Origin of the sequence: Lujinxingia vulgaris (assembly GCF_007997005.1) — a bacterium.
GTDB lineage: Bacteria > Myxococcota_A > Bradymonadia > Bradymonadales > Bradymonadaceae > Lujinxingia.
The window spans coordinates 53,114-66,157 of record NZ_VOSL01000053.1; the positions used below are offsets into that span (position 1 = coordinate 53,114).

Sequence of the window (13,044 nt, forward strand, 5' to 3'; positions counted from 1 at the left end):
AAGCGCCCCCTCCGATCGCGTCGCCTACGTCGGTTACGTTTTTACACGCGCTGAGCAAGCACGGCAGTACATTGAACAACCCAAACAACTCTTCGTTGGAGGCGACACGCGATATGGGCTCGGCGCACTCGCCAACGACTCGCATGAACAGGCCTCAACGTTGTTCGGCGGCGCTGTCGATCTATCGGGTGACTCGCCTTCCGTCTTAACCAAACGGGTTTTGGCGCATGCCAGCAGCGAGAGCTCCGGTGTGCGTGGAGCGAGAGAAATATTGATCGGTCGCGCATATCAAGCGCATCATGCATTTGGCGCAGCGAGTTGGGTTCCAGGCACCGTTACTGCGCAGACGGTCACCTGGGGGATCACAGCGGAGGGAATGTGGTCGGCCATGTGTGAGTCTGACCCGGAAACTTAACGCCGTGGCAACTGCCTAATTGTTTCCCCCACCCCCCTCACTCCGAACCCCAAAACGACACCGCCCCCTCCGGAATCCCATACAGCTCGATCGCCTCAAACTGCTCGGAACATCCATCCACGATCGGGCCTCCAAGAAGCGGCTCCAGCGCGACCAGCGAACGGTGCAGCCGCTCGCGGTTTTTGCGCGTGGCCTCCTCCCCGTAGACCAGCTCATGACCCTCATGGAGCTCGACCTTCGTGATGAACGCGTTGGGATAAACGCTAAAGTTGACCCAGGGGATTTTGTCGAAGGTGGGGTTATCGAAGAATGAGATGCTGGCGATTTCGCGCAGCTGAAGGGGCCCGAGCGAGCTTGAGACCTCGCCATCAAAGAGCGCATGGGGCCAGTCGGGCTCCACCGAGCTCAACGCCATCCAGGGAAAGGCGCGCAGAATACGTGCGATGATCGCCTCATGGTCTCCTGCAAGCTCCGACGCCAGGGTGATGCCCCACTCTCCGGCGCGCCTTTTGGTGTGATCGGAGTCGCACCACATCTGCGCCAGCCGCAGCGCGTCTCTGAGGGTGAGGGGATCGGGATAACCGGGGCGATACATACCTGACCTCGCTACGCGTTCTATGAGGCGAACATCGCAAAGGGGTGAGACGACCGACCCACCTTTACGCCTTGATGCCCCCGGCATCCAACCTCACCCCCCTCCCTGAACAAAAAAACGGCGCCCACAGGGGGCGCCGCGACACGAGACGAGGCACGCTGTCCCCCCATGCCGTAGGGTGAGGCCTTGTGCCTCACCCGCACGTGTGTGCCCGGCCTCTAGCAATTGCTGCAGAACCCGAAACTACAGCAATTGGACTGACAGACCCGCGAGTCCGCACAGAGAGAGCCGTTGGGCACCTTATTCTCGCAGTCCCCAAACACGTTGCAGAACTGGTTTGAGGAGCAGTGGCCATCAAAGGTGCACTGGGCGCAAAAACCCGCCGAGCAGATGCCCGTGGAGCAGTTGGCGTCGCGCAGGCAGGGGGCGTTGTTGCCCACGTCGTTGACGCAGTTATTAAAGGCGTCGCAGTGCTGGCTTGCGGGGCATTGGGAGTCGTTCTCGCATTGCGCGCAGAAGCCGGCCAGGCAGAGGTCGGTGGTGCAGGCCGAGTCGCGCAGGCAGGCCGATCCGTTGGGCACATCGTTGACGCAGTTATTAAACGCATCGCAGTGCTGGCTTGCCGGGCACTCGGAGTCGTTTCGGCACTGGGCACAGAAGCCATCGAGGCAGAGGTCGGTGGTGCACGCCGAGTCTTTCAGGCAGGGGGCGCCGTTGCCGACGTCGGGAGCGCAGTTGTTCAACGCGTCGCAATGCTCGTTGGCGGAGCAGTTGGCGTCGCTGGCGCATTCGCCGCAGACAAAGGCGGTGCACTGGCCGCTGGTGCACTCAAAGCCCTGGGCACACACAGACCCGTTGGCCTTACGCGCGATACAGGCGCTCGCGCCGGGGGCGGGGTCGAGCGAACAGAACTCGTTGGAGGCCGGGCAGTCGCTCTGCTCGTTGCACTCCACACAAAAACCCAGGTAGCAGCTGTCGGAGGCGCACTCCATGTTCTGAGCGCAGGCCTGGCCGTTGGATTTAAGCGGGATACACGCGCTGGCCCCGGGCAGGGGATCGAGGGAGCAGAACGTGTTGGCATCCGGGCAGTCGCTCTGCTCATTGCAGCCGGCACAGAAGCCCAGGTAGCAGCTGTCGGAGGCGCACTCCAGGTCCTGGGCGCAGGCCTGGCCATTGGGTTTACGGTCGATGCACGCGCTCTGGCCCGGCAGCGGGTCCAGCGAGCAGAACTGGTTGGGGTCGGCGCAGTCGGACTGCGCATCGCAGGCGACGCAGAAGCCCGCAAAGCAGTTACCGGACTCGCACTCAAAGGTCTGCGCGCAGGTCTCCCCGTTGGGTTTGGGGGGGATACACGCGCTCTCTCCCGGCAGGGGGTTGAGCGAGCAGAAGGTGCCATCGCCGCAGTCGGACTGCTCGTCGCACTCGGTGCAGTAGCCCAGGTAGCAGGTGTTGCTGACGCACTCCTGTGCGTTGATGCAGCCCTCACCGATGGCCTTCTTCGGGGAGCAGGTGCCGTCGAAGGCGCAGAACTGATCCTCCTGGCAGTCGGAGTCTTGCTCGCAGCCCGTGCAGGTAAAGAGCGAGCAGACCCCGCTGGCGCACTCCTCGGGCTCGGTGCACAGGCCGCCGCCGGGAAGATCCGCAAAGCAGGCGTTGAACCAGCCGTTGCAGTACTGATCGTCGCGGCAGTCGGCGTTGTCGGTGCAGCTCACGCAGACCCCGAAGAGGTTGCAGACCCCGGCGTCGCAGTCGCTGTCCTGGCGGCAGGTGTCCGGCTGCACCTCGGGGCAGGCCGAGACGATGTCGTTGTCGACACGCGCCCAGTCCAGGGGTTCGGGATCGGCGTTGTAATAGTTGACAAAGATCACATTGGGCCGGCGCCCCTCTTCCTCCTGGCAGGCGAAGAGGTGGTTCTGCACGTAGCGGTTCCAGCAGGCCGCGCCCACAAAGGTCGACGAGCCCTGGCCGGCGTTATGCACCACGCCATAAATCGGCGGGGAGACGATCGCCTCGGAGGGGCCGATGTTGGTGCTGGTCACGCAGTTGAAGGTGTTGGTGGTGTGCGTCTCCTGCCCGCTGAAGACGATGGTCGGGGGCGGAGTGCGGGGGATGCCGTCGACCACCTCGTAGCGACGCGAGTCGCCCAGAAAGATGTTGAAGGGGGGGACGAAGTCGCGGTCATAGATGACCAGACGCTGGTTGGAGGCGATAAGCTGGGCGCGCGCGGCGGCGAAAGGCTCCAGCGTGGAGAACCCGGCGGTGGTGAGGGCGCGGCGGTAGAGAAGTTCGCTTAAGCCGGCCTGGTCGATGACCTCGCGCAGATCGCCACGCTCCAGATACGAGCGCACATAGAGCTGCACGATGCGCGCGGGGTGGCTCAAAAGGTAGTCGCGCACCTCCGCCAGGCGGTCGCGAAGCGGTGTGCTGGCCAGGCCGCAGGTGTCGTCGTCTTTGCAGACGCAGATGGGCCCGGAGCTTGCGCCCGGGGAGCAGTAGTCGACGATGAAGTGAAGCCACTCCACGCCGTCTTCGAGCTGGCGGCGGATGGTCTCGGTCTGGCGGGCGTCGAGCTCGGGGATGCCGTAGGCGATGCTCATCGCGGAGTTCCAGGTGCCCAGCACGGCCTCGTTGTTGAGGGGCTCGTCGCAGGAGAGGTAGGAGGTGGGGGAGGTGCCGCAGCCCTCCCGGACGCAGTCCTCAAAGCAGTGGTTGGCGTTGTTGCGGTACTCGGCGTCGATATCGCAGAAGCCGTCACCGCAGCTTCCGGCCGAGCACAGGCCCAGCGCGCTGACGCACGAGGCGCCATCGAGCTCGCACTTTGGGTCCCCGTTGACGACCACGCAGCCCCCCTCGTCGGGGCGGCACTCAAACGCGGCGCAGCTGCGCATCGACTCCGGGTTGCAGACGTTGTCGACGGGCTCGCAGACCCCCTCGGTGCTGCAGACGCCGGCGCCGCAGGCCATCTCACAGCTTACGCCCGGGGTGATGCGCTCGGTGCAGCCGCCTTCGCCGTCGCAGGCGGGCACGGTGCAGGGGTTGCCGTCGTCCTCGGCGCAGAGCTGGCCGTCGGGGCCGGCGCACTCCCCGACACACTGGCCCCATGGCGAGCAGGTGTCGTTGATGGTGCTCGGATCGCCGTCGTCGCAGCTCGCGCCCACGTCGATCTCACAGCCTCCGATGCCCTCACGGCAGGCGCCGCCGGTGTGGCAGGGGCCATCGCAGGTCACGGTGCCGTCGCGCTGGCAGCTCCCCTCCTGGCAGGAGTAGGAGGTGACGCAGACGTTGATCTCCGATGACTGGCAGGTGTCGCCGTCGAGCGGGGCCGGGTCGTTGTTGCAGTACCCTTCGACGCACTGGTCGAGGGTGCAGGCGTTGCGGTCGTTGCAGTCCGCATCGATCTCGCAGGGGGAGCAGGCCCCCCCGTCGCAGACGTTGGCGCAGTCGTTGGTGATGTCGGCGTCGCACTGGCCGCAGGCGTCTTCATAGGCCGGGCCGTCCAGCTCGCCATTGCAGTCGCGGGGGCAGCCGGGGCCTTCGTCGGTGCAGGTGGTGCAGCTGCCCTCGACACACGAAGGGTTGAGCGCGTCGCAGCCGGCGTCAATGCCCCCGACGACGGTGTCAGCGCAGACCGCGCAGCTGCCCTGGCCGTCGCAGAAGCCCTCCTCCATCTCCGTCTCCCCGTAGAGACAGGCGATGCCCGCGTTTAAGGGCTCCTCCTCGCAGCCGCTCGTGGTGCAGATCGAGGTGACGCAGGGCCCGGAGGGCTCGCATTGCTCCTGGTTAAGCGACTCGGTGATGGCGCCGGTGGCCGGGTCACAGCTGCGCTCGACGCAGGTGATGGGCTCCAGGTCATCGAGTTTGGAGGGGCCGGGCACGCAGCCGTCAGCGTCGGCCTGCGCGTCGCGCGGAGAGCAGGATGGCGCGCGGGTGGCGCAGGCGTCGCCCCTGCCGCAGACGCTGGGCAGGGGGTAGTAGAGGCAACTTCCCTCAAAGCAGCCCTCGACGGTGCAGCTCGCCCCATCATCGCATTGTTCGCTGGTGGTGCAGCCGGTGCAGACCCCGGCATCACAGATCAGGCCCATGGGGCAGTCGGCGCTGTCTTCGCATTGCGCGCAGGCCCCATCCACACAGAAGGGCTCCCCGCCGGAGCAGCCCGAGTCGGCCGAACCCTCGGCGTCATCGATGCAGGGGATGCAGTCGCCCCCCTGGCAGACCATCGTGTCGTCCATGCAGAGGGTGCCGTCTTCGGCAGGCTCCGTGACGCAGCCCTCGACCGGGTCGCAGATGCTCACGGCGCAGGGCTCGTCGCTCTCGCAGCGTGCATCGTCACCCTGGTGCACGATCTGGTCGTTCTCCTCATCGCAGACGTCCAGGGTGCAGCTGACCCCGTCGGCCAGCACCGGAGGCTCCCCGGCCACACAGCCGCTCTCGGCGGCCTGCGGGTCTTCGGGGGCGCACATCTCGTAGCCGTTGCAGAAGAGCCCGTCGTCGCAGCGGGTGTGCGCGGTGCTCACGACGCATTCGCCGGCCTCGGTGTCGCAAACATCCTCGGTGCAGGCGATGCCATCATCGCAGTCGGCATTCACCTCGCAGGCCGGGCAGCCCTCGGGAGGGCAGGGGAGCACGGTGTCGCCGGGGCGCGGAATCTGTGTGGCGCCTTCGATGACGCGGGGCTCGCGCGTGCTTGGAAGCGTGACATCGCCGGCGTCATCGGCATCGAGCCCCACGTCCAGATCGGGGGTTTGGCGGTTGGCGGTGTCTTCTCCCGAGCAGGAGAGGACGCTGAGTGCCAGCAGCACGAGCAGGGCGATAAGGGCCGGGCGAAACGTCGCGCGTAGAGACGAGGGCAGCGGTGTCATAGGGGGGCTCTCAACGTGAAGGTCCGCACTGGCGAGGGGGAGGCGGCGTCAGGGGGGCGTCGGCAGGCGACGGTCACACGCGTGGGATGGCATCAGACCCCTGAAGTATCGTCGGTGAGCGGCAGCGCTGACAATTTGCCAATGGGTAACAGGCATTGCGAAGGGGCGCATAACATAAGGGGAATCCGGGCATGGGTTCGCGCGCGATCTCGCGCGAAGCGCAGATCACCGTGACTCGCGACGGTCGAATCTGCCGGGCGCTGTTCATCCGGGGGGGAAGTCTGCCATGATGATGTGTTCGTGACGCGCCGCGGCACGACGATCACAGGGCGGGGGGCAGACCAGCGAGGATGCGATGGATGATGCAGGGCAACGAGAGTCGGTGAGCGAGGAGATGGCCAGCGGGGAGGCGGCCAACGAGCGCCTCATCCTGAGCAAGAGCGCCGAGCTCGGGGGGCTGATCGATCAAGCCCGCGCGCTGCGCGCGCTGCTTGTCTCCCTGAGCGCGCAGGCGGCAAAAAGCGCCGCGCGCGCCCGCGCACTCCGCGAGGAGCGCGCCCGGCTGGAAGCAAGGCTCGACGCCATCTTCTGCGAGCTGGGCGCGCAGGTCTTTGATCTCTTTGATCAGGGGAGGGCGCTGGAAGTCGGGGAGGGGACAGGCTCCCTGGCGAGTTGTGAGGCCGACGCGACGACCGCGCGCGATTGCGACGCAGCGACCGACGCGAAGGTCGGCACGACACACCAGGGGCAGGTGTCTGAAGAGGTCAGCGACGAAGCTCGGCTTTCTGAAGCGACCTCATCCATGCGGCCTGAAGAGCCCGCGCGCAAACCTCCTGTGCTGCGGGTCGCGTCGAGCCTGTCCAGAACGATGAAGCTGCGGGCGGGGGCAAAGAGCCAGCCGGCCACCGGCGCTCGCCTCGTGGCGCATCTTTTGCCCGATATCCGCGACCAGCTCGGGGAGCCCCCGTTAAAGGTCGGCTCCTATGCGCAGGTGGTCGGAGAGCTTGGAAAGCTCAAGGCGGCCACCGACGACGATCGGCTGCGCGCCTGGGAGGAGCTTCCCGATGAGGTGCAGGTCGCTCTGGGGTGTATGATCACCGCGCGCTACCGGCACCTTCAGGACGAGACGCCGGCGGCCTGCCGCGGCGTGGTGCAGAACGATAAAGACGCCGTCAAAATACTGCATCGGCTGAGCAACCATTTTAGCATCACGCGCGCGGGTTTTGTGCACGGGCTGGCCCGCGATCATCACCCGGCCCACGGCGCGCGCTGGAGCGAGGACGCCGCCTACTACCACCGCGAGCTCGCGCGTCTTGCTCATGATCTTTATGGCGAGGAGGTCGAGGAGCAGAGCGCCCCGCAGAACCCGGAGCGGGCGCTGGGGCAGATTGAAGCGCTGATCGACAAAAGCCCGCCGGTCGACCGCATCCGCGCGCTGGTCGAAGACATCCTCTCGACCCCCGGCGGCTTAGGCGGCGACGATCCGCGGCTGGTACGCCTGATGCGGCCCTTTCGGGATCATTTGAGCGGCGCGGCGCTCTCGAAGCTTCGCCACGCCATCGACGCGGCCGAGGCCGAAAAAGACGCTGAGCCCGACTTCGTCGAGGAGCTTCTGCCCGAGGGGTGGCCCTGGCATGCGGTGCTTCAAAACTCGCGTGTGGTCATGGTCGGCGGCGATACGCGCAGCGAGGCGCAGGCCCGCATCGAGAACATCTTTCGGCCCGGCTCCTTTGAGTGGATTCCGGTGAAGAAGGGCGAAAACATGCGCCAGGTGCAGGCCCTCGCCGGCCGCATGCAAAAAGGGAGCGTGGATATCGTGATCCTGCTCACCGACTTCTTGAGCCATAAGGCCAGCGACCAGCTCACCGACGCCGCCGGCAAGTCGTCGGTGGAGCTTGTGTATTGCAACCGGGGCTACGGGGTGGCGCAGCTGCGCGAGGGCATTGAGAACTTTGTGAAGCTCGATCGGGCCGAGCGAAGCGAGGCGTAACACGAAAAAAGGAGGGTGTTGCACCCCCCTTGCGCTCGCCATCAAACATCAACTACAAGCTGCCGTCGGCTTGCATTCAAACGCGGTACTCGCCGCATCTCTTATATGATATGCCCTCGTGGGATGGATGGAGTTTTTGTCGCCTATGCTGAACCGACTGCTTCCTAACACTCTGCGCCTCAACGGATTGCGCCTGGAGTTTCGCCCCACCCCCTCCTTGAGCGCTGCCGAGGTTGAGAGGGTCTGCGCCTTTGCCAGCCGCTTTATGGAGGGCAGCCCCGAGGTCATTGAGGAGGGGTATCTGAGCAAACGCGACGTGATCCTTGTGCGCGAGCGCCCCGATGGGCCGCTGGTGGGCGTGGGCACGATGGATGTGCAGCGCTACGAGGTGGAGGGCCAGACGCGCATCGTGCTCTACCCGGGCAACGCGCTTTTGGAGCCCCGCTATCGCGGCAAGAACGTGCTGCAGACGGTGGTGATGGCCTATTTTCTGGAGGCCCGGCTTAAGCACCCGCGCACTCCGATCGATCTGGCGATGGCGGTGTTCAGCTACAAGAGTTATCTGCTGCTGCCGCGCACCTACCAGACCTTCTGGCCACGCCATGATCAGCCGACTCCTGCGGCCGAGCGCGAGCTCTGCCGCCAGATTGCCACCCGCTACAGCGACAACGTGCGCCCGGGCCCCGCTGGCGAGTGGATTGGCACGGTGCCCAAACACCTGCGCGCGGATGTGGCGCCCATCACCGAGCGCGAGCTCAGCGACCCACACGTCAGCTACTTCTATGCGCAGAACCCGGGCTTTGGTCTGGGGGATGTGCTGATCACGCTCACCCCGCTCGATCTTTCGAACTGGCGGGCGATGCTGCGCACCACGCTTAAGCGGCAGCTGCGGCGAGGACGGCGGAAGGTGGTGGGTGCAGCGTGAGCGGAAGTCCCCTCGCTCCACCCCGGCCCCCCGCTTGCCTCCGCAGCTCCGACGCATTAGAACTACAGCATCGCACCATCATCTGACCCCCCATATCTGAGGAGAACCCGATGTCGTATTACAAAGAGATCGATGGCAAGAAGTACGATCGTGAGCTGCTGGAGCTGGCCGAGAAGTTGACCAAAGGCCAGGGTGACGGGCGCCTCTCCAAGAGCGACGCCGACCGACTTCTGGAGGCGGTCAAGGATGGCAACAGCTACACCGATGTGGAGAAAGACACGGTGAAGTACATCCGCGAGAACTTTAGCTGGACCGATGCGGCCGATGAGTACTTCCGCACCGAGATTCGCAAGTGGGCGGCGACCAAATAAGGTGCCGCGCCCCGGCGCGACGACGCTGGAGATGATAAAAAAGCCCCGCGACCATATGGGTCGCGGGGCTTTTGTGTGGCGTCTCACCCGGGCGGCTTCAACCTGAGGGCTGAAGCTGCCGTGAGGGGGAGGTGTTAGAGGAGGCTGGGCTCACCGACGAAGGTGATGTTGTCGATCCAGCCCATATCCAGGCCATCGTCAGCGCTTCCGTCTTTTTCGAAGGTCCACTCAAAGGAGCGGGAGCCAGCGTCATCGATCGGGTACTGCACGGTCGCCCAGCTGGTGGAGCCACTGATTCGACCCAGGTTGCTGCCGCGCGCGCAGCTAAAGAGCGGGTCGGCGCAGTAGTAGAGGAAGTCGTAGCCGGACTCACTGCTGACTTTCCAGTCGAAGGCGAGGATGCCGGCCGAGGGGAAGTCGTAGGTGAGGGTGATCGTGCTGGTCTGGTTGTGGGTGATGTCGCCGCTTGCCAGAGAGAAGGTGCCCTGGCTGGCGTCGGCGTCGGTGCCAGACCAGTCGGCGTTGCCGCCCTGGATGAACTCAGCGGGGACGGTGCCGTCTTCAAAGTCGAAGAGCGAGACCGGGGCGCCGCCGGGGTTGGCGCGGAGCACCGAGATGCCTTCGAAGTTAAGGTAGTGCACCAGCAGGCGCACGTTGCCGGCGGCGTTGTCGAAGGCGTAGATGTTGGCGATATCCCCCTCGAAGAAGGCGGTGTCGACGCCGTCTTCGTAGGTCAGGATCGTGCCACCGGCGTCGATCTGGATCGCACCGACAGTCTCGTCGTATTCGGCGAAGGTGCCGACGTCGCCGGGGGCGACACCGGTGGCCAGAGGAGCAAGGCTTCCGGTGTCGGGGCCCGCGCTGACGTCGACCGTGCCGGCGATCTCGGCCATGTGCACGATGCGGGCGCGGAAGGTGCCTTCGCTGCTCGGCTCAGTGAGGTCATCTTCGATGAGGGTGAAGGCCAGTGATCCGCCGTCGTTATGGGCGATCAGGGAGTAGGCCGTGCTCGGCTCCAGGGTGTAGGTGTCGGTGGTGGCGACCACCGTCTCCTGGTCGAGCAGGTCGAAGGTGAACTCACCGGGGGTGAGGGTCAACGGGCCGGTCGCTTCGCCAAAGCCCAGGGTCGTGATGATGTCGAGGGTGCCCGAGGGGGCGACATCGACAAGTCCCGCGCCGGAGAAGACGTGCACCACGCTCAGCAGGCTCTCGAAGGGCTCGACCTCGGGAAGCGCGATCGTGATCACGTCGCTGCCGCACTGGCCGGCGGCCACCACGGTGATCTGCTGACCCTCGCCGAGCTCCTGCGGGGTGACCGTGAAGGTGCTGTTGGAGGTGAGCGCAGGTGCAAGCTCGCCACCGCCGACAAAGGCCAGGGAGAGGTTGGCGTCGTCGTTGGACTCCACGGTGATCGGGTCGCTTACCTGCCCTTCGTAGAGGGCCTGTTCAACGCCGGTAACACCGGTGATGGCGAAGGCTTCGTCGCAGAGGTCTTCGACCGCGTCGTTTTGGTTGCAGACGGTCTCGGAGGCGTCGACTTCGTCTTCATCGAGGACTTCGTCGCCGTTGGCGTCGATGCCCACCGAGACGGTCACGCCGCCGTTGGCGCAGACGTCGCCGGGCTCAACGCTCTCGGTGATGACGAGCGAGTTGAGACCCGCTTCGCCGTCGGTGCCGTCGGTGCCGTCGGTGCCGTCTTCGCCGTCGGTGCCGGGCTGCCCGTCTTCGCCGGGTTCGCCCTGTTCACCCACCGGGCCCCGGGGCCCCTGGGCGCCTTGCTCGGCTTCGGCGCCGCCACAGGCGAGTGCGCCGGTGGTCAGGGCCGCGCAGAGGAGCAGGCGGAGTTTATAGGATGGAGATGTGTTCATAGCGTCGGTACTCCAGAAATAGGTCTTCATCATCCCTTGATGCCGCGGCGTCTCGGTGAGACGCCGCGGCGGTCGTGATCGGTTGAGGCGATGCTCAACGGCGATCAGGGAAGGCCCGGGGTGAAGGTCAGGTTGTCGAGCCAGCCACGGTCCAGACCGGCGGAGACGCTGACATCCTTCTCGTAGACCCAGGCGAAGGTGTAGGTGCCCGCCGCTTCGATCTCGTAGGTGTAGTTGGCGAAGTCGGCCGGAGTGCCACCGATCTCGTCGTCGGAGACGTCGGAGTTGCAGTTCTCGGCGGCGTCGATGTCGGCGCAGAAGACCAGACCATCGTAGAAGTTGAAGCTGGCGCTCTCGGCGCTGACCTTCCAGTCGAAGGCGAAGACGCCGGGCTCGGTGACTTCGAAGGTCACTTCGATCCAGGAGCTTTCTTCGTCGGTGATGGTGCCGCTGCGGGCGGCGAAGTCGCCGGCGCTGACTTCTTCGTTGGTGACAAACCACTCGGCGTCACCGCCGGTGCGCACGGTGGCGTTGAGCACGTCGGCGCCGATGGAGACCGGCAGGGTCTCAAGGCCGGGGATGAGGATGGTGTTCATGCCGGCGTTGCTCAGCTGCTGGACGAAGATGTGGGGCTCTCCTTCGAGCATGAAGGCGAAGGCGTTGACGATGGCACCTTCGGGGAAGGCCATTGGCGAGAAGCCGATGTAATCGAAGAGGGTGCCGGCCGAGTCGATCTGCACGAACTCCACGCCGGTGGCGAGGTCGGTGGCGTCGGTGGCCGCGCCGAAGGCCAGGTCGGCGACGAGCTCGGCGGCGGAGGCTTCGTCGGCGCCGGCGTTGATGGCGACGTTGCCCACGCCGTCGGCGGCGTGGATGGCGCGCAGGCGGAAGTTGCCTTCGGCCACAGGGCTGACGACGTCATCTTCGAGGATGATGAAGTCCAGGGCGCCGGCGTTGCTGTAGGCGACCACGGTGTAGGACTCACCCAGCAGGAAGTCGGCCGGGTCGGTGGTGCCGGCGACGGTCTCATCGGCGATGATGTCGAAGCTGTAGTTGCCCGGGTCCACTTCGAGCGGGCCTTCGGCGGTGGCGAAGTCGATGGTGGCCAGGGCATCGGTGGTGCCGGTCAGCGCCACGTCGACTTCTTCGGCGCCGTCAAAGAGGTGGACCAGGCGGATGTTGGCCACCGGCGCTTCAACGTCATCCAGGGTGAAGTTGGCCACCGCGGTGCCGCACTCGCCATTGGCGACCAGCGCGAACTGAAGGCTCTCACCCTCTTCGACGATGTCTTCGGGGGTGATGGTGAAGGTGCCGTCGCCGGCGGAGGCGTCAAACTCCGCGCCGGTACCGATGATGCTGAGGTTGAGGTCGCCGTCGCCGTTGGTCTCCACGGTGATCGGGTCGCTGACATTGCCGGCGAAGAAGCGCTGGTCAAGGCCGGTGAAGCCGGTGATGGCCAGGGCTTCGTCGCAGAGGAGCGAGCCGTCGACGCCGTTGCAGACGTTTTCGGTGGAGGCGATCTCGTCTTCGTCGAGGACGCCGTCGGCGTTGGCGTCAACGCCGGTGGAGATGGCCACGCCGCCGTTGGCGCAGACATCGCCGGGCTCAATGGTTTCGGTGGCGATCAGGGAGTTGAGGCCGTCGGCGCCATCCTCACCGTCTTCGCCATCTTCGCCGTCCTCACCGTCGGCGCCCGGGGCGCCGTCTTCACCCGGCTCACCCTGGGGGCCTTGCTCCCCTGCGGGGCCTTCGGGGCCGGTGGCCCCCTGCTCAACTTCCCCACCACATGCGACCGCGCCGGCTGCGAACATCGCGCAGATCAGCAGACGAATTCCCTGCTTGCTACCAAACTTCATACGTCTGTGCCTCGGTTGATTTTGTCTTGCGACAACGCGCGTCAGCTGCCTCCTGCCACCACGGTCAGGGCGGCGTGCTGACGCCAGAATAAATGACGAGTTGGCGGTACCTTAGCACATTTTGAAGCAAAATGTAGTCGGATGTGTGCCTGCCTCTTTTCCCGG

General features: G+C 65.5%; 6 protein-coding genes and 1 pseudogene. 3 read left to right on the top strand and 4 right to left on the bottom strand.

Going from position 1 to position 13,044, the window contains the following annotated elements:
- Positions 1–452: 452 nt before the first annotated feature.
- On the bottom strand, positions 453–1,010 hold the full coding sequence (locus FRC96_RS12225; protein WP_146974769.1) for a hypothetical protein: 558 nt from the start codon (positions 1,008–1,010) through the stop codon (positions 453–455).
- Between the two features lie 218 nt (positions 1,011–1,228).
- Positions 1,229–5,869, bottom strand: coding sequence for a hypothetical protein (locus FRC96_RS12230; RefSeq protein ID WP_146974770.1), 4,641 nt, complete (start codon positions 5,867–5,869; stop codon positions 1,229–1,231).
- A gap of 355 nt (positions 5,870–6,224) precedes the next feature.
- Here FRC96_RS12230 and FRC96_RS12235 point away from each other — a divergent pair, with 355 nt between their 5' ends.
- The 3 genes and pseudogenes from FRC96_RS12235 to FRC96_RS12245 all read left to right on the top strand — a co-directional run.
- On the top strand, positions 6,225–7,859 hold the full coding sequence (locus FRC96_RS12235) for a DUF2325 domain-containing protein (RefSeq protein WP_146974771.1): 1,635 nt from the start codon (positions 6,225–6,227) through the stop codon (positions 7,857–7,859).
- Between the two features lie 145 nt (positions 7,860–8,004).
- The gene (locus FRC96_RS12240; RefSeq protein ID WP_146974772.1) at positions 8,005–8,784 is read left to right on the top strand and encodes a hypothetical protein; all 780 of its coding nucleotides are present in this window, start codon (positions 8,005–8,007) and stop codon (positions 8,782–8,784) included.
- A gap of 110 nt (positions 8,785–8,894) precedes the next feature.
- A pseudogene (locus FRC96_RS12245) lies at positions 8,895–9,152 on the top strand (OmpA family protein); the annotation flags it as partial.
- 137 nt (positions 9,153–9,289) lie between these two features.
- Here the strand turns inward: FRC96_RS12245 and FRC96_RS12250 are convergent.
- Both FRC96_RS12250 and FRC96_RS12255 read right to left on the bottom strand, forming a co-directional pair.
- Complete coding sequence (locus tag FRC96_RS12250; RefSeq protein WP_146974774.1) at positions 9,290–11,023, bottom strand: DUF4397 domain-containing protein; 1,734 nt, start codon at positions 11,021–11,023, stop codon at positions 9,290–9,292.
- Positions 11,024–11,127: 104 nt separating this feature from the next.
- Entirely contained in the window at positions 11,128–12,879 is a 1,752-nt protein-coding gene (locus FRC96_RS12255; protein WP_146974775.1) for a DUF4397 domain-containing protein, read from the bottom strand.
- Positions 12,880–13,044: the final 165 nt, after the last annotated feature.

Bases quoted from the DNA above. Each gene is read 5' to 3' on its own strand.
- FRC96_RS12240 (WP_146974772.1), top strand. From the start codon at position 8,005: ATGCTGAACCGACTGCTTCCTAACACTCTGCGCCTCAACGGATTGCGC.
- FRC96_RS12250 (WP_146974774.1), bottom strand. From the start codon at position 11,023: ATGAACACATCTCCATCCTATAAACTCCGCCTGCTCCTCTGCGCGGCC.
- FRC96_RS12225 (WP_146974769.1), bottom strand. From the start codon at position 1,010: ATGTATCGCCCCGGTTATCCCGATCCCCTCACCCTCAGAGACGCGCTG.
- FRC96_RS12255 (WP_146974775.1), bottom strand. From the start codon at position 12,879: ATGAAGTTTGGTAGCAAGCAGGGAATTCGTCTGCTGATCTGCGCGATG.
- FRC96_RS12230 (WP_146974770.1), bottom strand. From the start codon at position 5,869: ATGACACCGCTGCCCTCGTCTCTACGCGCGACGTTTCGCCCGGCCCTT.
- FRC96_RS12235 (WP_146974771.1), top strand. From the start codon at position 6,225: ATGGATGATGCAGGGCAACGAGAGTCGGTGAGCGAGGAGATGGCCAGC.